Here is a 24191-nt window from a genome sequence, read left to right as displayed (position 1 = left end):
TTGTGCTCTGCGCGGCAGCATTGCATCGTTGCATGCAACGTTGCAAGCATTTCTGATAACTTCCCCTCTGTGCCGACGACGTTGCGTGATGTCGCCCAACGGGCGGGGGTCTCGGTCAGGACTGTGTCCAACGTGGTGAACGACTTCCCGCAGGTCTCCGACGCCACGCGCGCGCTGGTCCAGAAGGCCATCGACGAGCTCGACTACCAGCCCAACCTGGTCGCGCGTCGCCTGCGCACAGGCCGTACGGGTGTGCTCGGTCTGCTCGTACCCAAGCTCTCCCAGCCTTACTTCGCTGAGCTCGCGGACGCCATGGTGACCGCGGCCGGCCGGCGTGGTCGGACGCTGGTGATCGACCAGACCGACGGCCGCCGCGACAGTGAGCGGTCACCCTTCGCGCAGGCTGCCGCCGACCAGCTGTGGGAGGGCGCGGTCGTCAGCCCGCTCGCGCTGACCCGCGAGGACCTCGATCCGCGCCGACGAGCGATGCCCCTGGTGATGCTTGGGGAGCACGCCGAGGCGCTCGACATCGCGTGGGTCGGATGCGACAACCTGGCTGCGGCCAAGTCGGCCGTCGATCACCTGATCTCGTTGGGGCGCAAGGAGATTGCGGTGATCGGCCATCAGTCCGGGCCCGGCGGGGAGACCGGCCAGGTTCGTACGAAGGGCTATCGCGCCGCCATGAGGTCGGCCGGCCTACCGGTCCGGCGCGGCTGGATCCGGACGCCCACGTCGTTCGACCGGGCCGGAGGCGCCGACGCCGTGCGCACGCTGATGACGCTCAGCAGCCGGCCCGACGCGATCTTCTGCTACAACGACGAGCTTGCGCTCGGGGCGCTGTTTGCGTTGCACCAGCTGGGTGTTCGCGTGCCCGACGACGTCGCGGTCATGGGCTGGGACGACATCGTGGAGAGCTCCTTCGCCGTGCCGACCCTCACCTCAGTGGCCGTCCCGAAGACCGCTGTCGCTGATGCGGCCCTGGATCAGCTGCTCCACCAGATCGAGCACGGCGTGACCTCTCGCGAGCACGTCGTGATCGAGCACCAGATCGCAGTGCGCGCCAGCACGGCTGGCAGCACTCCTGATTCACATCCACTCGATGCCCACGGAGGTACATCCGGTGTCTGACCTTCCCCGCCCTGAGTACCCGCGGCCGTCCGTACGACGGAACGCCTGGCTCAACCTCAACGGCCAGTGGCAGTTCGAGGTCGATCCGACCGACAGCGGCCTCGAGCGTGGCCTCCTCCAGGGAGACCTGGTCGATGAGATCACGGTGCCCTTCGCCCCGGAGTCCGAGCTGTCCGGCCTCGGTCGGACGGCGGAGTTCCTGGAAGCCGTCTGGTACCGCCGAGCGCTGAACATCCCTGCAGAATGGGCAAGTTCGACGATCCTCCTCCACTTCGGCGCGGCCGACTACGACACCACCGTGTGGGTCGACGGCGTCGAGCGCGGCCGCCATCGGGGCGGCTTCACATCGTTCACCGTCGACCTCGGTCCCGGTGGACAGCTGCGCGACGGAGCGATCCTGGTCGTGCGCTGCCGCGACACCCACCACGGTCCCCAGCCACGCGGCAAGCAGACGAGGGATCTCGAGGGATCGGCGGCCGTCTACGGTCGCACGACCGGCATCTGGCAGACCGTCTGGCTGGAGCCCGTCCCGCCGACCTACCTCGAAAGGCCGCGCGTCACACCGGATGTCGCGAACGGCATGTTCCATCTCGAGGTGCCGGTGCGCGGACCGCGCCGCGGACTGCAGCTGCGCACCGTGCTGTCGGACGACGCAGGCGAGGTCGTCGCGACCGAGGTCCCCGCGGACCTGGACCTGACTGCGCGAGCCGTGCTCGTCGTACCCTCCGAGCGTCGGAGGCTGTGGAGCCTCGACGACCCGTTCCTGTACGACCTCTCCCTGACTCTCGTGGACGAGTCGGGTCAGGTGGTCGATCAGATCGAGAGCTACGCCGGGCTGCGCTCGGTGGCGATCGACGGCAAGGCGGTGCTGCTCAACGGCAAGCCGGTGTTCCAGCGCCTCGTGCTCGACCAGGGCTACTACCCGGACGGGTTGATGACGGCACCGTCGGACCAGGCCCTGATCGACGACATCGAGATGTCAATGGCCGCTGGTTTCAACGGTGCTCGGCTGCACCAGAAGGTCTTCGAGGAGCGGTTCCTGCACCACGCGGACCGGCTCGGATATCTCGTCTGGGGCGAGTTCGGTGACTGGGGCTGCCGGGAGCCGATGCTCGACGTCAACGACCACCAGCGTCCCGGGTCGTCCTACATCACGGAGTGGCTCGAAGCGGTCGAGCGCGACTACAGCCACCCCAGCATCGTCGGGTGGTGCCCGCTCAACGAGACCTTCCAGGTGAAGCACGACCGCACCACGGTGCTCGACGATGTGACGCTCGGGATGTTCTTGGCTACCAAGGCTTTCGATACCTCGCGACCGGTGCTGGACACCTCGGGCTACTCCCACCGAGTCGAGCAGACCGACATCTACGACTCGCACCTCTACGAGCAGGACCCGGCGAAGTTCGCCGAGATGATGGCGCCGCTGGCCGACGGCAGGCCCTTCACCAACGCTGGCCCGGATGACGAGCCGTGGTCGACGACGTACCGCGAGCAGCCTTATTTCTGTAGCGAGTTCGGCGGCATCTGGTGGAGCACCGCGGCCGCGCAGGGTCGTGAGTCCTGGGGCTATGGGGAGGCTGTCACGAGTGAGGAAGCGGTCTACGAGCGCTTCCAGGGACTGGTCGACGCACTGCTCGACAACCCGCTGATGTTCGGCTACTGCTACACCCAGCTCACGGATGTCTTCCAGGAGCAGAACGGCGTCTACCTCTTCGACCGCGGCACCAAGCTCGACGTGAAGCGGCTGCGTGCGATCCAGGAGCGGCGGGCCGCGATCGAGTCCTGATCGCGGCCCCGCTCCGGTGGCTCAGCTCTGGTCGTTGTCGAACCACGCGATGACGTCTGAGTCGAGCTCGGGCACCGTGACCGGCGTGCTGCTGTCACGGAGCGAGGTCGTGGCTGCGACTCCGGCTGCCACGGACATCCGGGCCGCGATGGGTGAGGTCATCGTCGGGCCGCCCTCTCGTGCGAACCGCACGAACTCCTCGATCAGCAACGGGTCCGCGCCACCGTGGCCGCCGCCGTCGTCCTCGGGGATCTCGATGACCTGGTCAGCGTCCTCGCGGTAGGCGTCCGACCGGGTGGTCCACACCTTGACGTGCGCGCCCGGGCCGTCGCCGAAGTTCTCGAGGCGCCCCTTCGTGCCGATCACGGTGTAGTTGCGCCAGTAGTCGGGTGTGAAGTGGCACTGCTGGTAGGACGCGAGCACGCCGTTGTCCAGCACGAGGTTGGCCTGGGAGATGTCCTCGACGTCGACGACAGGGTGCAGCTCCTTCTGAGCCGTGGGCGGCCAGGTGTCGCGGGAGTACCAGTCGACCATCCGGCGATCGGAGTTGTCGCGACGGTCGGTGATGTCGCCGTAGATCGCGAGGGCCCCGACAGCGCTCACCCTCGTCGTGTAGCCGCCGGCGAGCCAGTGGATCACGTCGATGTCGTGCGCGCCCTTCTGCAGCAGCAGGCCGGTGCTGTTGCGGCGGTCGGCGTGCCAGTCCTTGAAGTAGAAGTCGCCGCCGGTGCTGACGAAGTGCCGGCACCACACGGCCTTCACCTCACCGATCGCACCGCTCTGGATCACCTCGCGCATCGCCTTGATCACCGGCATGTGCCGCATGTTGTGACCGATGTAGACGCGGGTGCCGGTGCGGTGCGCCGTCGTGAGGATCCGGTCGGCATCCTCGATCGTGGTCGCCACGGGCTTCTCGACGAAGGTCGGCAGGCCGGCCTCGAGCGTGCGAACCGCATGATCGGCGTGCAGGTGATCGGGTGTGAGCACCAGGACGGCGTCGATCTCGTCACGTCGAGCGAGCAGCGCGTCGAGGCTGTCGACGACGTCGACCCCGCTCACGCGCTCGAGCGCATCCGCACGGCCGCGTTCGTCCGGGTCTGCGACGAGCACGACACACGAGCCCTCGCCGGGCCGGTGCGCCCACTTCGCCAGACTGGCGCGGAGCCCGAAGCCGACGATGCCGATCCGAACGTCTGTCATGTGTTCCTCTTCCCTGTGAATGGTGTTGGTGCGCAACAGATCTCGTGTGCCGGACAAGGTCAACGCACCGTGATGAAGGCTGCGTCGTGACCGGCGACCTCGACCGCGATCTGACCGTCGATGACCGGACTGACCTCGCCGGTCCAGACATCGGTCGTGGCGGCCTCTGTTCCGGTGAGCCCGAGGTCGTCGAGCGTCACCTCGATCACGGCGCTCGGGTCCGCACGGTTGAGCAGCACCGCTGCGGCGCCACCGCCAGACATCGGCTTGACCCAGACCTGAGTCGTGGTACCGGTCGTCAGCGGCGTCGCCGGTCGCCCCGCCCAGTCCTGGTTGACCGCGATGGCCCGTGCATTGGTCAGGACGTCGCGGATGTCATCCGTCATGGTCCGCACGTCGTTGCCCGCGATGAGCGGTGCGTTGAGAGCGCACCAGAGCGCGAACTGAGCGCGTGACTCGCGCACGGTCAGCCCCGGGTTGCCGACCTCGAGCATGTCGGGGTCGGCCCAGTTGTTGGGGCCGATGCGGTCAGCCACGGCGGGCTGCTGGTCCAGCAGCTCGAGGACCTTCGCCCAGTCGGGCCGGACGTCGTAGGTGTTGCGCCACATGTGGCCGACCTGCGCCTCGCCGTTCCACTCCCAGTCGCGGCCCTCGCCCCAGTCGCACAGGCTGAACAGGATCGGCCGCCCCGTGGCGATGAGAGCCGCAGCCATCGCCTCGTAGCGCTGCTGGCAGGTGAGGTCGCCGTGGTCGCCGCAGTTGTCGTACTTGAGCAGGTCGACCCCCCACTCGGCCCAGGACTGCGCATCGATCGCCTCATGGCCGAGGGCGGCCGGGTAGCCCTCACACGTCACGCTTCCCGCTGAGGAGTAGATGCCGAGCTTGAGCCCGCGCCCGTGCAGGTCGTCGGCGAGCGCGGCGATGCCGTCCGGGAACTTGGCCGGATCGGGCAGCAGGCGGCCGTCATCTCGCCGCGTCATCTCGCTCCAGCAGTCGTCGATGCAGACGTACTCGTAGCCGGCCGCGGCCATGCCGGAGCTGACCAGCGCACCGGCGATCTCCCGGATGGTCGCGTCGGTGTAGTCGCCACGCAGGGCGTTCCAGGTGTTCCAGCCCATCGGTGGCGTGGGCGCGAGGTCGTGCACAGCGGCTCCTGTGGCGGGTTGGTCGGCGCTCTCCGGATGGCGAGACCGGTTTGGTCAGGTTTCGTTCAAAGTCTTGCGAGACGTCTCCGAGCACCCCTACTGTCCCAGGTTAACGTTTCACCGTGATCAGTTTTGCGCAAATCACGGTTGATTCGGGCAGAAACGAGCAGGTTGTCGATTCTCGAAGGAGTTCTCATGTCGTCCTCGTTCCGCGCAGGCCAGGTTGATCGGCGTACGTTCCTCGCCCTCAGCGGGTCAGCGCTCGGTGCCCTCGCGCTGTCGTCGTGCTCCGGGAAGAAGTCCGGCTCCGGAGGCGCCAAGGCCTCGGCCGACCTCAAGCTGCCGACGTACCGCGCCTACAAGGGAGTGGCTCCCGAGCTGCCCGGCTCGGAGCTGGGGCTGGAGCCCGGATTCCTCAGCTTCCCCAAGGACGCCGTGGCCAGCGTCAAGGCGCCGCCTCTGAAGTCGGACGTGAGCGCGCTGACCGAGACGTTCGCGACGCCTCCACCGCCCATGGGCAGCAACGCGATGTGGCAGGCGCTCAATGGTGCCCTCGGCGGGAAGCTGCGCCTGGTCATCGGCACTGATCCGGGCTACCCGGAGAAGTTCGCGACCCTGCTGGCCAGTGACTCGCTGCCCGACCTGATGTGGCTGCCGCCCAACCAGGACATCCCCAACATCGCACCGATGCTGGAGGCGAAGTTCCAGGACCTCACACCGCACCTGTCGGGCGACGCCGTGCTGGAGTACCCCAACCTTGCCGCGCTCAAGCCTGCGTCGTGGAAGACCGCGGTCGTCAACGGCAAGATCTGGGGTGCGCCGATCCCGTCCACGCCGTTCGGTCAGGTGATGATGGGCAACCCGAAGGTCTGGAAGAAGGTCGGTGGGCTGCAGTGCCACACCGCCGAGGAGTTCCTCGGCAAGTGCAAAGAGCTCAGCACCAACAACAAGTACGCCCTCGAGCCCGCGGTCATCAACATGATCCACATGTTCTCGGGCTGGTACGGCGCCCCGAACAGCTGGAGCGTCGGCAAGGACCGCTCGCTGACCCATCTCTACGAGACGGACGCCTACCGGCAGGCCGTCGAGTTCGCCGTGAAGCTGTGGCAGGCGAAGGTGTTCTACCCGGACATCAACCTCGCTGATGCCACGCCGCGCATCGTCAACGGTCAGATCGCCGCGGCCGTGTCGTCGGGCCCGCGAGACACCAAGAACTACCGGGCACTGGATCCCACGCTCTTCGTGGAGACGATGATCCCGTTCGGCTGGGACGGCAAGGCCAAGCCGCATCACGACATGGGCTACGGAACGGTCGGCTTCACGCCGTTCAAGAAGGCGAGCGAAGGCCGCATCAAGGAGCTGCTCGCGCTGATCAACTACCTGTCGGCGCCGTTCGGCACCAAGGAGTACCTGCAGAAGAACTACGGCAACGCCGGCCAGCAGTACAGCCTCGATGCGAAGGGCAGCCCGGTCCTCACAGCGGCCGGCAACCAGCAGGCTCCCGGGCTGGTCAGCGCACTCACCATCATGAGCGCGCCCGAGAGCGTGATCTTCAACGCGGGGCACCCCGAGGACACCCGCGCGATCCACGCAACCGAGGAACGGCTGCTGACCATGGCGGTGCGCAACCCCACGGCCGGCACCTACTCCGACGCCCAGAGCAAGCTCGGACCCAAGCTGACCGAGGCGTTCCGCGACACGATGCTTGACATCGTCACCGGCCGCAAGAAGATGTCGGCCTACGACGAGGCGCTCAAGCGGTGGCGCTCCGGCGGCGGGGACAAGATTCGCGGTGAGTTCGAAGCCGTGCTGCCCACGTCCGTACCGGTCAGTGAGAGCTGACATGCGGTTGCGACGGCAGACCCCCGCTGCTGCGGTGCCCACCCGCACGTTGTCCTTCGGTACTCGCGTACGGCGCGACTGGCAGATGCTCGTGATGATGCTGCCGGGGGTCCTGTTCCTGCTGCTGTTCTTCTACATCCCGATCCTCGGGAACGTGGTGGCGTTCCAGGACTTCCAGCCGTTCCTGGGCATCTCCCAGAGCGCGTTCGTCGGGATGGAGAACTTCGTCAGCCTCTACGACGACCCGTTGTTCTGGGCAGCGCTGACCAACACGCTCAAGCTGGCTGCCGTGCAGCTCCTGCTGTTCTTCCCGGTGCCACTGATCCTCGCTCTGGCAGTCGACTCCCTGGTGAGCAACCGGCTGCGGCGGATGTTCCAGACCGTGGTCTACCTGCCGCACTTCCTGTCCTGGGTGCTCGTGATCGCGCTGTTCCAGCAGTCGCTGGGCGGGGCCGGTTTTGTCAACAACCTGCTGCGGGACTGGGGATTCGGCGAGGTGCCGTTCATGACCAACCCGGACACGTTCCCGTTGCTCGCGACGGCACAGCTGGTCTGGAAGGACGCCGGCTGGGCGATGATCATCTTCCTCGCCGCGCTCGCGAGCGTCGATGTCGCGTTGTACGAGGCGGCTGCGGCGGACGGCGCCGGGCGTTGGCGCCGGATGTGGCACATCACGCTGCCCGCCCTGCGCACCGTGATCGTGCTGCTGCTGATCCTGCGAATCGGCGACATCCTCAGCGTCGGGTTCGAGCAGTTCATCCTGCAGCGCGACTCGGTCGGACCCGGTGCCGCCGAGGTCCTCGACACCTTCACCTACTACTCCGGCGTGGTCGGCGGGGACTGGAGCAGCGGTGCTGCTGCCGGTCTGGCCAAGGGCGTCGTCGGCGCTCTCCTCCTGTGGGGGGCCAACAGTGTGGCGCACCGACTCGGTGAGCCCGGAATCTTCCAGAAGCGGGAGGCAGCATGACCGCCACTTCGGACCTGACCAGTACCCGCCGCTGGCTCGGCACGAGTCGGAGAAAGGTCTTCGGTGCGAGCCAGAGACCGGTCTGGAAGGAGCAGCCCAACGCCTTCTACCAGCTGGTGAAGGCCGTGCTGCTCGGCGGATTTGCGCTGGCCATCATCGTGCCCCTCCTGGTGGTCGTCTCGACGTCGCTGGCCAGTGACCAGGACGTCATCGACGCCGGTGGCTACGTGCTGTGGCCCAAGCACCCGACCTTCCACGCGTACGAGCTCTTGTTCAGCGGAGGCCTGGTCGGGCGCGCCATCCTGGTCAGCCTGTTCGTCACCGTCGTCGGCACGGCGCTCGCGCTGTTCACCACCATCACACTGGCGTATGCCACCTCCCGGCCGGTGGTGTTCGGCCGTCCGGTGCTCCTGCTGGTGCTGTTCACCCTGCTCTTCGCGCCGGGCATCATCCCGATGTTCCTGATGGTCAAGCAGCTGGGTCTCCTGGACAGCTTGTGGTCGCTGATCCTCCCGGGGGCGCTCAGTGCCTTCAACTTCGTGGTGATGCGGGCGTTCTTCATGAACGTGCCGCAGGAGCTGATCGAGAGTGCCCGGATCGATGGCGCGAGTGACTTCACCATCCTGTGGCGGATCGTGATGCCGCTGTCGAAGGCGGTGATCGCGGTGGTCGGTCTGTTCTACGCGGTCGGCTTCTGGAACGCCTTCTTCAACGCCCTGCTCTACATCAACGACACCGCGAAGTGGCCGCTCCAGCTGATCCTGCGCACCTACGTCCTGCAAGGATCATCCCTGTCGGCAGACCAGCTCGGGGTCGACCCGCCTCCGCAGACGCAGTCGCTGCAGATGGCTGTCGTGGTGCTCGCGCTGATTCCCATCGCGATGGTGTACCCCTTCATCCAGCGCCACTTCGCCAAGGGCGTCATCACGGGGGCCGTCAAGGGTTGAGCCGGCCGTTTCATCGGCGGACGAGGGAGGTGGGGGCACGGTGGCTACACGCAGGTCGGACAGACCGACGCTTCGCCATGTCGCCGAACGTGCCGGAGTGTCGGTGGCGACTGCGTCGTACGTCCTCGCTGGGCGAGCGCGCGAACGCACCATCTCCGACGCCACGGCTGAGCGGGTCCGGGCGGCTGCGCGGGATCTGCAGTACCGGCGCAACGATGCGGCTCGCTCGATCCGCACCGGGAAGTCCGACCTGGTCCTGCTGTCGCTGCACATGCTTGCCGACCCGTGGTCCCAGGCCGTCGCGAACGCGGTGGGCGACTACGTAGAGACCTTGGGCAAGACCGCTCTCGTGCTCGCGCACGGCGACTGGCGTCAGGCGTTGGCGCGGCGTACGCCCGACGTCGTCTTCATCGACGGCGTCACCGCCGACGCCGTCGACGACCTGACCCGCCTTGCGGACGAGGGCGTCCAGATCGTCGTCTTCGACGAGCATCTCGAGCCCGGTGCCTTCGACGTGGTGCGCTCTGGCGCTGAGCCGCGCTGCCATCTGGCGGTCGAGCACCTGCTCGAGCGGCACGACCACGTGGCAGCGCTCGCCAGGCGTCGTCGCGGGCCGAGATATGACGCGTACGTGACGTCGCTCGCCACAGCAGGGCTACAGGTGCGCGAGGAGCACCTCGGCACGTACGACGACGACCCGGCGAGTGCGTACTGGGCGGCCCTGACTCTGCTGAGCACCACGCCGCGGCCGACCGCGGTCTACTGCACCACCGACTTCGCCGCGATCGCAGTCGTCCAAGCCGCCCACCGACTCGGGCTCACCGTCCCGAACGACGTCGCGGTCGTCGGTGTCGGCAACACGCCTCAGGGCGAGCGACTCGACCCATCGCTGTCGACCGTCGGACCGGTCGGTTTCATCGAGGCGCTCGCGAAGATCATCGGGAGCAGGGCGAGCGACCGGGAGGGCGCGCCCGGTGAGCTGTTCGACTTCCCGTGGGAACTGATCGTGCGGCAGTCCAGCGGCGGCGCCTGAGGTTGCGGCAGCAAAATGGTGGTCGTAGCGAGAGGTATGTCTCCCGCTACGACCACCATGTTGATCGGCGCCCCCTGCAGGATTCGAACCTGCGCTCCCGCCTCCGGAGGGCGGTGCTCTATCCCCTGAGCTAAGGGGGCGTGCGCCTGATGTGCGGGCGCGAGGAGCAAGACTAACAGTCCTGACGCGGTGCGTCAGACCGCCATCAGCGGGCTCGTTCCTAGACTGATCGCTCGTGACCCCTGAGCAGCTCGGCGCCGTCCTCGCGGCCGATCTCGGGGCGCCGGTCCGCCTGCGTCCGGACGTGGCTCGCGCGCCCTACGTCTGGACCACTACCGCGCTGCGCGACCATGCCGGCCGGGACGCGGCGGCGGTCGCGAGAGCGATGGGGAGCGCTCGGCATACGCCTGGCGTCACCCTCGCCGGGGACGAGCTGACCTTGACCCTCGGACCCGACGACCTCGACGCGGTGCTTGACCAGCAGCTCGACCGGACGCTCGTGGCGAGCGTGGGCGAGGAGCTCGTCGCTCGACAGGCGCCTGACCGGAGCTGGCGCCTCACCCGCGACGCCACCACGACGTCGTACGCCGACCTCGCCCGTCTCGCAGGCGACGCGAGTGCGCGCTGGGTCACCGCACGATCCGCGGACGGCCAACAGATCGACGTCGCTCGCGCAGGGCTGGGGTCGCGGACTCCGGCCGACCCGTTGTTCGCCGTGCTGCTGGCGCACGCGCGGCTCGGCAGACCACCGGCAGACGGGGGCGAGCGACTGCTGGCGACGGTGGCGGAGACGCCGATGGTGCTGGCCGAGGCGGCCCGGGCCGGGCGTACCCGCCCCTGGATCCTGCACCTCGAGTCCGTCGCGGAGGCAGCCCTGGCCTGGCGGGCCTCAGGACAGCCGCCCGTCTGCTGGACGAGTGCTCGGCTCGCCGAGGCGGCCCGTATCGTTCTCGCGACCGGCCTGGGACAGGCCGGGATTCCCGCGCCCACGCAGATCTGAAGGAGTTCGCGTGACATCGCCCCACGCCAACGCGCTGCACCCGCACGTCTGGCCGGAGTCGGCGACGCGAACTCCCGACGGTGCCGTGCAGATCGCCGGTGCCGACGTCCGCGAGCTCGTGGCCCAGCACGGCACGCCCGTCTACCTCCTCGACGAGGCGGACGTACGCCGGCGCGCAGCCGCCTTCCGCGGCGCGTTCGCCACCGCCTTCGAGCGGATCGGCACGCAGGCCGACGTCTACTACGCCGGCAAGGCCTTCCTCTGTACGGCGATGGCTCGCTGGGTGATCGAGGAGGGTCTGCGTCTCGACGTGTGCACCGGCGGCGAGCTCGCCGTGGCGCAGCGGGCGCAGATCCCCGGCGCGCAGATCGGGCTGCACGGCAACAACAAGTCGGTCGCCGAGATCGAGGCGGCCGTCGACTACGGCGTCGGCCGCATCATCGTCGACTCCTTCGAGGAGGTCGACCGCGTCGCCGAGGCCGCGCGTCAGCGGGGCACCGTCGCGCCCGTCATGATCCGGGTCAAGGCCGGCGTCGAGGCGCACACGCACGAGTTCATCGCGACCGCTCACGAGGACCAGAAGTTCGGCTTCAGCCTCGCCGGTGGCCAGGTGAGCGAAGCGGTCGCGGCGGTGTTGAAGCACCCAGATGCGTTGTCACTGCTCGGTTTTCACTCCCACATCGGCAGTCAGATCTTCGAGGCCGACGGCTTCCGCGTCGCGGCCACTCGCCTCATCGCGCTGCAGCTCGAGGTCGCGCGCGACCATGGCATCACGTTGCCCGAGCTCGACCTCGGCGGCGGGTTCGGCATCGCCTATGTGCCGAGTGACGAGCCGCTCGAGCCGGACGACCTGGCAGGACAGCTCGCCGAGATCGTGGAGTCCGCCTGCCGTGAGCAGGGCGCGCCGGTGCCGCACATCTCGGTCGAGCCCGGACGCGCGATCGTCGGGCCCGGGGGAGTGACGGTCTACGAGGTCGGCACGGTCAAGGAGGTGCAGGCCGATGACGACCTCGTCCGCACCTACGTGTCCGTCGACGGCGGCATGAGCGACAACCCGCGGCCGGCGCTCTACGGCGCCGAGTACACCTGCGTCGTCGCCAACCGAGCCAGTGAGGCGCCGGAGGTCCAGGCCCGCGTCGTCGGCAAGCACTGCGAGAGCGGCGACATCATCGTGCGTGACGTACGACTGCCCGGCGATGTCCGTGCCGGTGACCTGATCGCGGTGCCGGCCACGGGTGCGTACTGCCGGAGTCTGGCGAGCCAGTACAACCACGTGCCGCGGCCGCCCGTCGTGGCGGTTCGTGACGGCAAGTCACGCGCGATCCTGCGCCGCGAGACGATCGAGGACCTCTTGGCCCTGGAGGGGGAGTGAGCACCATGGCGGAGTCACCGCTGCGCGTCGCACTGCTGGGATGCGGCACCGTCGGCACCGCAGTCGCGCGGCGCCTCGTCGATCGCGCCGACGAGTTCGCCGCACGGGTCGGTCGCCCGCTCGAGGTCGTCGGCGTTGCGGTGCGGGACGCCGGCAAGCCGCGTCCCGAGTCCGGGCTCGACGCCTCGCTGTTCACGACAGACGCGGACGAGCTCGTCACCCGCGCAGATGTCGTGGTCGAGCTGATCGGCGGCATCGAGCCGGCGCGCGGCCTGCTGATCAGTGCGATGAAGCACGGCGCGAGCGTCGTGACGGCCAACAAGGCGCTGCTCGGCGAGGACGGACCGCGGCTCTACGAGACCGCCGCCGAGAACGGCGTCGACCTCTACTACGAGGCGTCCGTCGCCGGTGCCATCCCGCTGCTGCGGCCGCTGCACGTCTCGCTCGCCGGCGACTCCGTGCAGCGCGTGATGGGCATCGTCAACGGCACCACCAACTTCATCCTGGACAAGATGGACCGCACCGGCGAGGACCTCGCAGACGTCCTCACTGAGGCGCAGGAGCTCGGTTATGCCGAGGCCGACCCGAGTGCCGATGTCGAGGGGCACGACGCACGCGCCAAGGCGGCGATCCTGGCGTCACTCGCGTTCCACACCCGCGTCGCTGCGCCGGACGTCAGCTGCGAAGGCATCATGTCCATCACGTCCGAGGACATCCGTGCCGCCCGCAAGATGGGTTGCGTCGTCAAGCTGCTTGCGATCTGTGAGCGGCGACAGGACGAGCGCGGCGACGAGAGCCTCAGCGTGCGAGTTCACCCCACACTCGTGCCCCGCTCGCACCCGCTGGCCTCGGTGCGGGAGGCGTACAACGCAGTCTTCATCGAGACCGAGCTCGCCGGCGAGCTGATGTTCTACGGCCAGGGAGCGGGTGGCGACCCGACGGCCTCGGCTGTTCTCGGCGACCTGGTCCAGGCAGCGAGGCACAAGGTGACCGGCAGTCGTGGGCCGGGCGAGTCGGCGTACGCCGATCTGCCGATCCTCCCGATGGCGCAGGTGCAGACCCGGTATGTCATCCGCACCGACGTGCAGGACCGGTCGGGAGTGCTGGCTCACGTGACGAGTGTCTTTGGTACTCAAGGGGTTTCGATCGAGAGCATGCGTCAGGGCGTTCGTCGCAGCGAGGACGGACTCGCCACACTCACCATTGCCACGCACGCGGCGTCCGATGCCGCGCTCGCGCGCACGGTCGACCAGCTGCGCCTGCTCGACGACGTCAGCGCGGTGACCTCCGTGCTGCGCATGGAAGGGATCTGACATGGCTCACCAGTGGCGAGGCGTGATCCGTGAGTACGCCGACCGGTTGCCTCTGCTGGACGGCGCGCCGGTCGTCACCCTCGGTGAGGGCGGCACACCGCTCATCCACGCGGAGCAGCTGAGCGAGCGAGTCGGTGCCGAGGTCCACGTCAAGTACGAAGGCCTGAATCCGACGGGATCGTTCAAGGACCGCGGGATGACGACCGCCATCTCGGTCGCGGCCAAGCACGGTGCGAAGGCCGTCATCTGCGCGTCGACGGGCAACACGAGCGCCTCGGCAGCGGCGTACGCCACCAAGGCCGGCATGACGTGTGGCGTGCTCGTGCCCGACGGCAAGATCGCGATGGGCAAGCTGAGCCAGGCGATCGCGCACGGCGCGACTCTGCTGCAGGTCGACGGCAACTTCGACGACTGCCTCACGTTGGCCCGCAAGCTCGCCGAGGCCTACCCGGTGGAGCTCGTCAACTCGGTCAACCCCGCCCGCATCGAGGGTCAGAAGACCGCAGCATTCGAGATCGTCGAGGCGCTCAGTGACGCTCCTGACATCCACTGCTTGCCGGTCGGCAACGCTGGCAACATCACGGCGTACTGGAAGGGATACGGCGAATCCCTTTCTCCTGCAGGCGATCTCGCGCCGTTGGCCACGAGGGCGCCAGCGATGTGGGGCTTCCAAGCAGCGGGTGCGGCGCCGATCGTGCTCGGTCATCCGGTCGACCAGCCGGACACGATCGCGACGGCGATCCGGATCGGCAACCCGGCGTCGTGGGAGCTGGCTGAGGCCGCGCGCGACGAGTCGAAGGGTGTGATCGACTCCGTGACGGACGAGCAGATCCTCCAGGCGCACCGGTTGCTGTCGAGCACCGAAGGCATCTTTGTCGAGCCCGCCTCTGCCGCCAGCGTGGCCGGGCTCCTGCAGATGCACGAGAAGGGCCTCGTGCCGGCCGGCGCGCGCATTGTCTGCACGGTCACCGGTCACGGACTCAAGGACCCGGCCTGGGCGCTGAAGAACGCCGACGGCAGCGATGTCCAGCCGACCCGCGTATCGGTTGACGCGGTGACGGCGGCGGCGGCGTTGGGCCTGGAGGGCTGATCGCCTTGTCGCGCATCGTCGAGGGTTCGGCCGTCGCGGTCCGCGTGCCGGCGAGCGCGGCCAACCTCGGGCCAGGCTTCGACTCGATCGGCCTGGCACTGGGCGTCTGGGACGAGCTCGAGGTCGACGTCACCGGCAGCCGCCTGGTCATCGAGGCTGAGGGTGAGGCGCACGCCGAGGTGCCGCGCGATCCGTCCCACCTCGTCTACCGCTCCATGCTCGCCACCTGGCACGAGCTGCGGGTCCCGGCGCCGTTCGGCCTGACCCTGAGGTGCCGCAACGCCATTCCGCACTCGCGTGGGCTGGGCTCGTCCGCCTCGGCAATCGTCGCGGGCGTCGCGGCCGCGGCCGCGCTGGCGGGCACGGACACCGACACGCCCGGTGGGATGGCCCTGATCAATGACATCGCGAGCACCCTCGAGGGGCACCCGGACAACGCATCCGCGAGCGTCTACGGCGGCCTGACCGTCTCATGGGCCGACGACGATCCGAACGCCGAGACCCGCTGGCGTACGGCCCAGCTCGTGCCTCACGAGGACCTGCGGCCGGTCGTACTCCTGCCCGCCGACCGCTTGCCGACTCACGAGGCGCGGGCGGCTCTGCCACCTCAGGTCGAGCTGGCGGCGGCCGCCGCGAACAGTGGCAGAACGGCTCTGCTGACCCAGGCCCTCACCCGCTCACCCGACCTGCTGCTGCCTGCGACGCGTGACTGGCTGCACCAGGAGCAGCGCCGGTCCTACTACCCGCTGACCATGGCGATGGTGGACCGGCTGCGTGCTGCCGGTCACGCGGCCACCGTGTCGGGTGCCGGCCCGTCGGTGCTCGTGCTGGCCACGACGCACAACGTCCAGGCCGTGACCGACATCGTCGCGGTGCACGACGGGTGGGACGTCCTCCAGCCGGAGATTGCGGCGTCCGGAGTTCGGGTCGTTTCGCGCGAACCCAGGGCCACGGTGTAGATTGTGGTGCGCACCACCAGCCCGGGGGCTTAGTGCTTCTGGGCACCCCAGATCTCCTGACACGGGATCTTGATTGGTGCGACTTCTCCTCACGAGCGCGTGACGCCATCACTGGCGTGCGGGTTTGGTCGTGAGGTCGTAGCCAGGATCTGAACCTGGCTGGTCAATACCCCAAACCCCGGCACGAGGCTGGGGCATGACGAGGGGGAAGGATCCTTCGTGACAGACACCACCGAGGTCGCCGCGCCATCTGCCGGTGACTCGACTCCCCGAGGTGGCCTCAGCGCCCTCAAGCTCGACGAGCTCAAGCAGCTCGCCTCGAGCATGGGCATCAAGGGCACCTCCAAGATGCGTAAGAGCGATCTGGTTGCCGCCATCGGCGCCGGTCGTTCCGGAGGCGGCGCTCCTGCCGCCGAGCCGGTTGCGCGTCGCAAGCCGCGTCGTGCCACCAGTGCCACCGCGGAGCCGGCCGTCGCGCCGGTGACCAGCGTCGAGCAGGCCTCCGCACCTGCGGCGACCGGCTCCAGCGCCGGCGGCCGCGCCTCTGAGAGCGCGTCCGACAACGCTTCGACCGGCCAGGCCGAGCAGCGCCAGCCCGAGCAGCGCCGTTCCGAGAGCGGCGACTCCGACGGTGGTCAGACCACCGACGGCGAGGACTCCCGAGGCGAGAACCGCCAGAGCGGTGACCGCCAGCAGCGTCGCCAGGACGACAACCGCGGCGGTGGCAACCGCGACCGCCAGGACGGCGACAACCGCCAGGACGGCGGCAACGACCGTCAGGGTGGCAACCGCCAGGGCGGCAACAGCAACCGCGATCGCCAAAACGATGACCGTCAGGGTGGCAACGACCGCCAGGGCAACGATCGTCAGGGTGGCAACCGTCAGGGCGGCGGCAACAGCAACCGTGACGGTGGACCCAACCGTGACGGTGGACCCAACCGCGATGGCGGCTCCAACCGTGATGACGGCACCGACGGCCGCGGCCGTCGTCGTCAGCGTGGCCGTGACCGCAAGCGCGGCCGTGGTCGCGCCGAGGAGTTCGGCGACGTCGACACCCAGGTGCGCGAGGACGACGTCCTGGTGCCCGTAGCCGGCATCCTGGACGTCCTCGACAACTACGCGTTCGTGCGGACCAGCGGTTACCTCTCCGGTCCCAACGACGTCTACGTCCCGCTCGGCATGGTCAAGAAGAACGGTATGCGTGCCGGTGACGCCGTGACCGGTGCGGTCAAGGCGATGCGTGAGGGCGAGCAGCCCCCGGCGCGCCAGAAGTTCAACGCGCTGGTGCGGTTGGACACGGTCAACGGCATGACTCCGGAGGAGGCCAGCGCGCGCGTCGAGTTCAGCAAGCTGACGCCGCTGTACCCCCAGGAGCGGCTGCGCCTGGAGGATGACCAGAAGAACATCACCAACCGCATCATCGACCTCGTGTCGCCGATCGGTAAGGGTCAGCGTGGCCTGATCGTCTCCCCGGCCAAGGCCGGTAAGACACTGGTGATGCAGTCGATTGCCAACGCGATCTCGACCAACAACCCCGAGTGCCACCTGATGGTCGTCCTGGTGGACGAGCGTCCGGAGGAGGTCACTGACTTCCAGCGCGCCGTCAAGGGTGAGGTCATCTCCTCGACCTTCGACCGCCCGGCGACCGACCACACGGCCGTGGCCGAGCTGGCCATCGAGCGGGCCAAGCGCCTGGTCGAGATGGGCCACGACGTCGTGCTGCTGCTCGACGGCATCACCCGTCTGGGTCGCGCCTACAACCTGGCTGCTCCGGCCAGCGGTCGCATCATGTCCGGTGGTGTCGACAGCGCTGCGCTCTACCCGCCGAAGAAGTTCTTCGGTGCTGCGCGCAACATCGAGCACGGTGGCTCGCTCACCATCCTCGCGACCGCGCTGATCGACACCGGCTCCAAGATGGACGAGGTCATCTTCGAGGAGTTCAAGGGCACCGGCAACTGGGAGCTGCGCCTGTCGCGTCAGCTCGCGGAGCGTCGCATCTTCCCGGCGGTCGACATCAACGCCTCGAGCACGCGTCGCGAGGAGATCCTCCTTGCCGGGGACGAGCTCAAGATCATGTGGAAGCTGCGCCGGGTGCTTGCCGCGCTCGACCAGCAGCAGGGCATCGAGCTGCTGCTCGACCGGTTGAAGAAGACCAAGAGCAACGTGGAGTTCCTGATGCAGGTCCAGCAGACCTCATCGATCAAGCTCGACGACGAAGACTGATTCGTCTTCTCGCTGAGGTATCTGGTCTCGCCAGTCTCCTCAGCGTCAGGAGCAAGAACTACTCGCACGCTCGTACGTTCTTGCTCCTGACTTGATCGTCGACAGGCAGCTTCGAAGGGCCGGGTTCTCGCGAACCCGGCCCTTCGTCGTACCCGCTCCTCAGCGTGGTCGAGCGCTGCGCCAGGCGATGGCGGCGAGGACGAAGAACGCCCAGAAGCCTGACGCCGGCATCAGCACGACCCCCCACGCGCCGAGCGCCGCGAAGGCGACCGAGAGATAGCGGGGGATCCCGGCGGGCGAACGCTCCAGAGCCCGCACCAGCGCGGCGAGCAGCAGCATGGCCAACCCGGCCGTGACGTACCAGAACGCAGCGGATCGCTCTGCCTTCGCCGCGGCGTCAGCCTCGATCTGGGCGATGAGTCCCGCGCCGAGCACATCCGAGATCTGGTCGCCGTAGAGCACTGGTGACATCGCGAGATGGCCAATCCCTATGACTGCCAAGGTGATTGACGTCCAGTCGCGGACGCCGACACGTACGGCGGAACCCGGGTCGGCCCGGACGGACACAGTCACGACGTCCTCCTGGATGCTTGAGCTGCTCGGGTGTCGTACGCCCGCCAGGCGGTCTCCCGCAGCGCACCCCAGGTGCGCCGATAGAACCAACCGGGCAGGTAGCGGCTGCGCTCCTCGTGAGCGACCCGACCGCGCGGATGGCTCATCCACGGCTGCGGTCCGCCCTCGTAGCCGGTGGAGTACTCCAGCGAGCACAGGTGCTTGGCGCTCTTGTAGCCGTACTGCGACGGAGAGATCAGCCTGATCGGCCCACCGTGCTCGATGTCGAGGCACGCACCGTCGCGACCGTTGACCAGCATCACGTCGGAGCGCAGCGCATCCTCGAGAGCAAGGCAGGTGACGTAGCCGTCGAGCCCGTGCGCGGTGATCCATCGCGCGTGCGCGGCCGGCTGCACCAGGTCCGCGAGTCGTTCGTGGACATCGACGAATCTCACGCCCTGCCAACGGATTCCGACCGCGCTCCAGGTCATCACGCAGTGCAGGTCGGTGGTCTCGTCAACGGTCGGCAGGCCATCGGTCAGCTCGTCCCAGGTCAGCAGGATCGGCCGGGCGACGGCGCCTGCGATGGTCAGCTCGGCTGGTGCGTACGCCGGGATGGTGCGGCCGGCGTACATCGCCTTGCCGAACGGGCGCCACGGGAAGGCGCGTTGGCCCGGGGGGAGCGGGTGCTCGGTGGTCGTGCTCATGGTCGTCCTCCTCGACTCGAACCAGACCAAACCGTACGGTATGGCCGGTTCGCGCAGATCCCCCGCGCGGGGGACCGATCCGGGTGCTCTATCGAGGTGTGGCGGTCGCAGCCACCACGGCGAACAGGTGGTCCAGCTCGGGCTGTGGCAGGGCCGGCGCGAGGTGCTGTGCCCCGATCAGGACGAGGTAGACGATTCGGGCGGTGTCGTGCGCGGTGTCGGCATCGGTCAGCTCGTTCCACAGCCGCTCGAGGTAGCCGAGACGAGTGCCGTCGATGCGCTCCATCGCCGCATGAGCCTCCGCGTCGAGGGAGGCCCAGGCGCGCATCGCGACCTCGATCGCGACGTCGCCCTCGTGGGTGTCGACCACGATCCGGTGCAGCGCGTCGAGGCGCTCGCGCGCGGAGGCGCCGCCGGCCTCATCGGCCAGATCGATGAACCGGGTCGTCCGGGTCGCCTCGAAGTGCGCCAGGAGCGCCGTCTTGTAGCCCGGCATGCTGTCGAAGTGGTGGTAGAACGACCCCTTGCTGAGCTTGAGTCGAGCCGCAAGCCGATCGATCCGGAGCCCGGCCACACCGTCCTGCGCGAGCAGGGACAGTCCTTCATCGAGCCAGGTCTCCTGTGACGCCACCTGCGCACACTACAAGCGCGTCGCGGCGCCGCGGGGGTACGACGGGGCCCGGGCCCCCGTGGGACCCGGGCCTCATCGTGCGGTCAGGCTCGGTGCAGGTCGATGTCTGCGCGACGCACGAAGGCGACGCGGTGCCCGAGGCTGATCTGGACGTACTTGTCCTTGCCCTCGATGTTGATGTGATCGTTCGGGGTGTCCGTCGAGAACGTCTTGGCCTTGTAGTAGTCGGTCGGCGGCGCCTCGTCCATGACGGCGTACGACTGGCCCGCCGGGATGGTGTAGATCAGCGGGCTGATCGGCTGCACGTCCGCAGGATCGGTGTAGGCCGACGCCTCCGGGTAGCAGCGGCCGTAGACCGGGAACGACGTCTTGCCGGCCGCGGCGGTGGCGACCTTGGCGTGACCGACGACCGCGCGGGCCGTCGGACGCTTGCGCGGGTTGAAGAACCAGACCTGCTGGCCGAGGTACCAGATCGCGGTCCAGTCGCCCTGGACAGCGGCGACCACGAACTCCGTGCCGGCCGTCGCCCGAGCGCTGATGTCGGACACCTCGGTCGAAGCCGGCTGACCCTTTTGGTGCAGGCCGATGTCGTTGACCAGCGCGCCGTCGTCGGCAGGTGTCAGGCGCAGCGTGACGAAGTTGGTGTCCTTGTCGCCGCACGAGTCCGGCTTGCCCGCCTCACAGCTGGTGACCGGCTGCTTGTTGCCGGCGAAGCCCGGCAGGATGCGTACGACATCGCCGACCCGCAGCGGGCGCTTGCTGGTGCCGCGGTCGAGCGGGGCACGCAGCAGGTCGAAGTAGTGCTCCCAGTCCCAGAAGGGACCCGGGTCCCAGTGCATGCCAGGAATGTGCGGCGTGTCGACGCCGGGGACCTGGTCGTGGCCGACGATGTGCCCGCGGTCCACCGGGATGTCGTACTTGCGCGTGAGGTAGCGGACCAGGGTCGCCGAGGTGCGGTACATCGGCTCCGAGAACCACGGCGCACCCTGCGGCGCGAAGCCCTCGTGCTCGAGGCCGATCGAGTGGGCGTTGAGGTACCAGTTGCCGGCATGCCAGGCGACGTCATCGGGGACGACGTGCTGGGCGATGTGACCGTCGTTCGAGCGCAGGGAGTACTGCCAGGACACGTAGGTCGGGTCCTGGACCAGCTTCAGGACGCCGTCCCAGTAGCCCTCGGTGTCGTGGATGACGATGTGCGTGATCTTGGGCGACCGCGGACGCCTGGCCAGGTCGTGGTTGCCGTAGTCGGCGGTGCCCGGGCCGTACTGCTCGTAGGGCGCGGGGATCCACTCAACGTCCAGGCCGCGCGGCGCATCGATCGGGCCGTGGTCGTGGTGGTGCTTGCGCGCCTCGCTCGCCCGGCGGGCCAGGGGCGCGCGCTGGGTCTCGGTCGAGCCGAGCGTGCGGGCGGCCATCGACAGACGTGAGCCGTCGGCCAGGGTGAGTGCGGCGCCGTCGCTGACGGTCTTCATCACCTGGTCGGCGAAGTCGAGCTGGGACTGACTCGAGGTGAGACCGCTGACCGTCGCTACGGCGCCGAACCAGGTCGCCGGGTCACTCTTGGCACCGGTCTGGAGACCGGCCGCCTTCTGGGTCGCGGCCAGCAATGCTGCACCGCCGCGGATGTTGGCGGCGGGGTCGGTGCGCAGCGACTCCTTGGAGAAGCCGGTCGCGGTCGCCGCGCCCGCAAGGGTGTCCAGGGTGTCGGTCGCCGGCTTGTCGGCGCGCGCCCGGGCCTCCTGCGCGGCCGCACCGTCGATCAGGTGCATCGGGCCGTAGCCGAGCGAAGCGCTCGGCGTGCCGTCGTGGTCCTGCCACCGGGTCTGCGAGTAGGACACCGCGGCCAGCAGGGCGGCCGGGACGTCGTACGCCGCCGCCGCCTCGGTGAAGATCGTGTGCTGGTCGACGGTGACCTTGGCCTGTGCCGAGCCGGCCGCGACTGCGGCGACCGCGGGCACGGCGACGCTGGCGACGAGGAAGTGTCGGCGGGACAGATGCGTACCCATGGTGCCTCCTGCATAAGGGTGTGTGCCGAGACGACGTGACAAGACGCACCTTGCCACTGATCAGGGCGTCAAAGGTTTACTTTGACCCGACCTGATCGGAAATAATGCCCACCGCGTCCTTTGCCTGTCTTTACGCAGTGGGCGGACCGGCTGCGATCCGTCTCCGGAGCTCGTTGACCCCGGCTGGTGAGTCCTCGACGTCCCACCAGGACTCGACCCACCAGGTGGCGCCCGCCTGCTCCCATGGCCCGGTCGGTCCGCGCACCTCGCCGAAGTCGCCGTGGCTGTCACCCTCGACCACGACGTCGTAGCCCTCCCACGGCAGTCCCTCCGCCTCGCGCAGCTCACGCACCCGGGCGACGATCTCGCTGAGCGCCTCGACGGTCATCCCGGAGCTGCCCTCCTGGCCGCCGACGTACGCCGGGAAGATGCCCTGCCAGCGCGCGGCTCGCTCAAGGGAACGCTGCCGCTTGCGACCGGGCAGGTAGGCGCCGACGACCCACACCGGCGGATGCGGGCATTGCACGGGAGGCGGGGGACCGTCCGGCTCGACGGGGGAGGTGAGGTCGACGGAGTAGTGGTCTCCGGCGTACGAGAAGGGCTCGCCGCTGGTGAGGCCTGCGTAGATGTCGAGGCACTCGTCGAGCTTCTTGGCGCGGACCGCGCGCGGCTCCTCGCCCTCGAAGACGGTCCAGTTGGAGTTCAGCGCGCCGAGTCCGACACCGAGCGTGACTCGACCGTGGGAGAGCTGGTCGACCGAGGAGACGACGGAGGCGAGGTCCCACGGTTTGTAGCGCGCTGCAGGAGTGAGCAGTGTGCCGAGGCGGATACGTGAGGTGTGGGCGGCAGCCGCGCCCAGCTGCACCCAGGCATCGCGTCGCCACACGCCCTCCCAGCTGAACACGGCGTCCCAGCCGTGCTCCTCGCCGAGCCGCGCCAGCTCAACGAACTCCACCTCGGACGCGAACGGCACCACGAACCCGTATCTCATGACTCACGACGCTAGACCGACCCACCGACAACGCGAATGACCCGTTACTGGGTCTTGGTGGTGCCTCGCAACGACATGACCCAGCGGTCGATCTTGGAACCCGACTTGTCTCGTTGCCGCCCATTGGCAACTTGCAAGAACACCTCACCGGCCGGTAGCGGGTTGACCTTGGCAGTCGTTCGAACCACCCGGGAACCGGCGACCGTGGCCGATAGCTCGACTCCTGCTGGAGTGCGGCGGCACCGAATATCGACCGTGGGTGGGTGACTGGCGCGGTAGTTCGGGATCTTTCCCTCGGCGAGGAGGGTGTCCCGATCACCGCTCGACTTCACGATGGCCATGTGACCCGCCCCGTTGTACGAGAGCGAGTACCACGTCTTCATCGAGCCATCGGTGTTCAGCTGTGACATGCAGGCCACGCCGACATAGGTGTCCGCCGGTGTCGCGTGCGACACCGTCCGCATCGAGACCGACACATCGCTCGCGCGGACATGGGCGAAGGACTGCGAGGTCAATAACGCCATGCCGTCGGTCGACGTCTTGATCACATATCCCGTGCCGCCCGGATCGACCTTGACGTGCTCGTCAGGGCCGTCGTCGTACTCGTCCCAGTTGTCCGGATTGCTCGGGTCCGCGAAATCGGTGGTGTCGTCCAGAGCGGTGGGGTCCGCGGCGGTGGTCGGAGCCGTCGACGCGGTAGCCGACGCAGTAGCGGAGGGGCGAGCCGCGGACGAGCTCACGGTGGGTGAGGTGGATGGCTCAGCGGTCCCCGAACCGCTTGAGCAGGCTGCGAGGAGCAACGTGAGGACGCCCAACATGATGGGCGGAATTCGGCGTGACGGCATGAGGTCCCCCTGATTGAAGAATGCTGCGCGGATCGTACGGCCTGGTTGGTCATACCAAGCGCCGTTGCGCGCAACACGGGTCGTCGAGGAATAGGGCGGGAACGGTTCTCGTTTGGACTGTTGGTCTGCCGCTCTGGCAGACTGGTCCGCTGGTCACCGGTTCACGTTGTCGCATCGAGCGCTGACGACCCGGAGACACCCCAACAGCTAGGAGAATCCCGTGAAGAAAGACCTTCACCCGGCGTACGCCGAGACCACGGTGACGTGCACCTGTGGCGCGACGTTCACCACCCGCAGCACTGCTGAGAACGGCAAGATCAGCGCCGATGTCTGCTCGCAGTGCCACCCGTTCTACACCGGCAAGCAGAAGATCCTCGACACCGGTGGTCGGGTCGCCCGCTTCCAGGAGCGCTACGGCAAGAAGGCCGCCAAGTAGCTCCCTCGCACACCGGTC

The 24191-nt window shown here is 68.3% G+C and carries 21 protein-coding genes and 1 tRNA gene; 13 read left to right on the top strand and 9 right to left on the bottom strand.

The features are described 5' to 3' along the window. The first annotated feature begins 69 nt into the window (after positions 1-69). Together VV02_RS26515 and VV02_RS19600 are read left to right on the top strand one after the other, a co-directional pair. On the top strand, positions 70-1128 hold the full coding sequence (locus tag VV02_RS26515) for a LacI family DNA-binding transcriptional regulator (RefSeq protein ID WP_169787721.1): 1059 nt from the start codon (positions 70-72) through the stop codon (positions 1126-1128). Continuing rightward, positions 1100-2914 carry a glycoside hydrolase family 2 protein gene (locus VV02_RS19600; protein WP_052594273.1) on the top strand — a complete coding sequence of 605 codons (1815 nt, stop codon included), beginning with the start codon at positions 1100-1102 and terminating at the stop codon, positions 2912-2914. The genes VV02_RS26515 and VV02_RS19600 overlap by 29 nt, the downstream gene beginning before the upstream one ends. 21 nt (positions 2915-2935) lie before the next feature. Here the strand turns inward: VV02_RS19600 and VV02_RS19595 are convergent, their stop codons facing one another. Together VV02_RS19595 and VV02_RS19590 are read right to left on the bottom strand one after the other, a co-directional pair. After that, a complete protein-coding gene (locus tag VV02_RS19595; RefSeq protein WP_052594272.1) occupies positions 2936-4114 on the bottom strand; it encodes a Gfo/Idh/MocA family protein in 1179 nt (392 codons plus the stop codon). Positions 4115-4173: 59 nt separating this feature from the next. Further along, complete coding sequence (locus tag VV02_RS19590) at positions 4174-5259, bottom strand: glycoside hydrolase family 27 protein (protein ID WP_157063474.1); 1086 nt, start codon at positions 5257-5259, stop codon at positions 4174-4176. A 195-nt stretch (positions 5260-5454) separates the two neighbouring features. Here VV02_RS19590 and VV02_RS19585 point away from each other — a divergent pair, with 195 nt between their 5' ends. The 4 genes from VV02_RS19585 to VV02_RS19570 are packed head-to-tail and all read left to right on the top strand — an operon-like array spanning position 5455 to position 10048. After that, positions 5455-7101, top strand: coding sequence for a type 2 periplasmic-binding domain-containing protein (locus VV02_RS19585; protein ID WP_052594271.1), 1647 nt, complete (start codon positions 5455-5457; stop codon positions 7099-7101). 1 nt (position 7102) lies between these two features. After that, positions 7103-8068 carry an ABC transporter permease gene (locus VV02_RS19580; RefSeq protein WP_052594269.1) on the top strand — a complete coding sequence of 322 codons (966 nt, stop codon included), beginning with the start codon at positions 7103-7105 and terminating at the stop codon, positions 8066-8068. Then, positions 8065-9015 (top strand): carbohydrate ABC transporter permease, encoded by a 951-nt coding sequence (locus VV02_RS19575; protein WP_083450300.1) that lies wholly within the window; start codon positions 8065-8067, stop codon positions 9013-9015. Before VV02_RS19580 ends, VV02_RS19575 begins: the two co-directional genes overlap by 4 nt. A 40-nt stretch (positions 9016-9055) precedes the next feature. Further along, on the top strand, positions 9056-10048 hold the full coding sequence (locus tag VV02_RS19570) for a LacI family DNA-binding transcriptional regulator (protein WP_052594267.1): 993 nt from the start codon (positions 9056-9058) through the stop codon (positions 10046-10048). Positions 10049-10116: 68 nt separating this feature from the next. Here VV02_RS19570 and VV02_RS19565 read toward each other — a convergent pair. Further along, positions 10117-10188, bottom strand: a tRNA-Arg gene (locus VV02_RS19565). Positions 10189-10283: 95 nt separating this feature from the next. On the opposite strand from VV02_RS19565, the gene VV02_RS19560 reads away from it, so the two are divergent. From VV02_RS19560 to rho, 6 genes are all read left to right on the top strand, one after another. Continuing rightward, a complete protein-coding gene (locus VV02_RS19560) occupies positions 10284-11048 on the top strand; it encodes a hypothetical protein (protein WP_052594265.1) in 765 nt (254 codons plus the stop codon). A gap of 10 nt (positions 11049-11058) precedes the next feature. Further along, on the top strand, positions 11059-12420 hold the full coding sequence (gene lysA, locus VV02_RS19555) for a diaminopimelate decarboxylase (protein WP_052594264.1): 1362 nt from the start codon (positions 11059-11061) through the stop codon (positions 12418-12420). A gap of 5 nt (positions 12421-12425) precedes the next feature. Beyond that, positions 12426-13733 carry a homoserine dehydrogenase gene (locus VV02_RS19550; protein WP_052597292.1) on the top strand — a complete coding sequence of 436 codons (1308 nt, stop codon included), beginning with the start codon at positions 12426-12428 and terminating at the stop codon, positions 13731-13733. Between the two features lies 1 nt (position 13734). Further along, the gene (thrC, locus tag VV02_RS19545; protein ID WP_052594262.1) at positions 13735-14823 is read left to right on the top strand and encodes a threonine synthase; all 1089 of its coding nucleotides are present in this window, start codon (positions 13735-13737) and stop codon (positions 14821-14823) included. A 5-nt stretch (positions 14824-14828) separates the two neighbouring features. Then, entirely contained in the window at positions 14829-15782 is a 954-nt protein-coding gene (gene thrB, locus VV02_RS19540) for a homoserine kinase (RefSeq protein WP_052594260.1), read from the top strand. A 219-nt stretch (positions 15783-16001) separates the two neighbouring features. Then, positions 16002-18005 carry a transcription termination factor Rho gene (rho, locus tag VV02_RS19535; RefSeq protein ID WP_052594258.1) on the top strand — a complete coding sequence of 668 codons (2004 nt, stop codon included), beginning with the start codon at positions 16002-16004 and terminating at the stop codon, positions 18003-18005. A gap of 159 nt (positions 18006-18164) precedes the next feature. Here the strand turns inward: rho and VV02_RS19530 are convergent, their stop codons facing one another. The 6 genes from VV02_RS19530 to VV02_RS19505 form a co-directional block, all read right to left on the bottom strand. Then, complete coding sequence (locus tag VV02_RS19530; protein WP_052594255.1) at positions 18165-18578, bottom strand: DUF6463 family protein; 414 nt, start codon at positions 18576-18578, stop codon at positions 18165-18167. Continuing rightward, a complete protein-coding gene (locus VV02_RS19525; protein ID WP_052594254.1) occupies positions 18575-19264 on the bottom strand; it encodes a molybdopterin-dependent oxidoreductase in 690 nt (229 codons plus the stop codon). Before VV02_RS19525 ends, VV02_RS19530 begins: the two co-directional genes overlap by 4 nt. 88 nt (positions 19265-19352) lie before the next feature. Continuing rightward, on the bottom strand, positions 19353-19895 hold the full coding sequence (locus VV02_RS19520) for a TetR/AcrR family transcriptional regulator (RefSeq protein WP_052594252.1): 543 nt from the start codon (positions 19893-19895) through the stop codon (positions 19353-19355). Between the two features lie 83 nt (positions 19896-19978). Further along, positions 19979-21901: an N-acetylmuramoyl-L-alanine amidase gene (locus VV02_RS19515; RefSeq protein WP_052594250.1), complete on the bottom strand. Its 1923-nt coding sequence runs from the start codon at positions 21899-21901 to the stop codon at positions 19979-19981. A 130-nt stretch (positions 21902-22031) separates the two neighbouring features. Beyond that, positions 22032-22892: an LLM class flavin-dependent oxidoreductase gene (locus VV02_RS19510; RefSeq protein WP_052594248.1), complete on the bottom strand. Its 861-nt coding sequence runs from the start codon at positions 22890-22892 to the stop codon at positions 22032-22034. A gap of 44 nt (positions 22893-22936) precedes the next feature. Then, positions 22937-23737: a hypothetical protein gene (locus tag VV02_RS19505; protein ID WP_157063473.1), complete on the bottom strand. Its 801-nt coding sequence runs from the start codon at positions 23735-23737 to the stop codon at positions 22937-22939. A gap of 220 nt (positions 23738-23957) precedes the next feature. Here VV02_RS19505 and rpmE point away from each other — a divergent pair, with 220 nt between their 5' ends. Beyond that, positions 23958-24173 (top strand): 50S ribosomal protein L31, encoded by a 216-nt coding sequence (gene rpmE, locus VV02_RS19500; protein WP_052594244.1) that lies wholly within the window; start codon positions 23958-23960, stop codon positions 24171-24173. The last annotated feature ends 18 nt before the right edge of the window (positions 24174-24191 follow it).

This window comes from Luteipulveratus mongoliensis (assembly GCF_001190945.1).
Classification (GTDB): domain Bacteria; phylum Actinomycetota; class Actinomycetes; order Actinomycetales; family Dermatophilaceae; genus Luteipulveratus; species Luteipulveratus mongoliensis.
The sequence above is the reverse complement of the archived record's forward strand: the minus strand, read 5'-3'. Positions and strand labels throughout refer to the sequence as shown.

Excerpts from the sequence above, each read along its gene's own strand:
- VV02_RS19600 (WP_052594273.1), top strand. The coding sequence starts at position 1,100 with ATGCCCACGGAGGTACATCCGGTGTCTGACCTTCCCCGCCCTGAGTAC.
- VV02_RS19595 (WP_052594272.1), bottom strand. The coding sequence starts at position 4,114 with ATGACAGACGTTCGGATCGGCATCGTCGGCTTCGGGCTCCGCGCCAGT.
- VV02_RS19585 (WP_052594271.1), top strand. The coding sequence starts at position 5,455 with ATGTCGTCCTCGTTCCGCGCAGGCCAGGTTGATCGGCGTACGTTCCTC.
- VV02_RS19580 (WP_052594269.1), top strand. The coding sequence starts at position 7,103 with ATGCGGTTGCGACGGCAGACCCCCGCTGCTGCGGTGCCCACCCGCACG.
- VV02_RS19575 (WP_083450300.1), top strand. The coding sequence starts at position 8,065 with ATGACCGCCACTTCGGACCTGACCAGTACCCGCCGCTGGCTCGGCACG.
- VV02_RS19550 (WP_052597292.1), top strand. The coding sequence starts at position 12,426 with ATGGCGGAGTCACCGCTGCGCGTCGCACTGCTGGGATGCGGCACCGTC.
- thrC (WP_052594262.1), top strand. The coding sequence starts at position 13,735 with ATGGCTCACCAGTGGCGAGGCGTGATCCGTGAGTACGCCGACCGGTTG.
- VV02_RS19525 (WP_052594254.1), bottom strand. The coding sequence starts at position 19,264 with ATGAGCACGACCACCGAGCACCCGCTCCCCCCGGGCCAACGCGCCTTC.
- VV02_RS19515 (WP_052594250.1), bottom strand. The coding sequence starts at position 21,901 with ATGGGTACGCATCTGTCCCGCCGACACTTCCTCGTCGCCAGCGTCGCC.
- VV02_RS19510 (WP_052594248.1), bottom strand. The coding sequence starts at position 22,892 with ATGAGATACGGGTTCGTGGTGCCGTTCGCGTCCGAGGTGGAGTTCGTT.
- VV02_RS19505 (WP_157063473.1), bottom strand. The coding sequence starts at position 23,737 with ATGCCGTCACGCCGAATTCCGCCCATCATGTTGGGCGTCCTCACGTTG.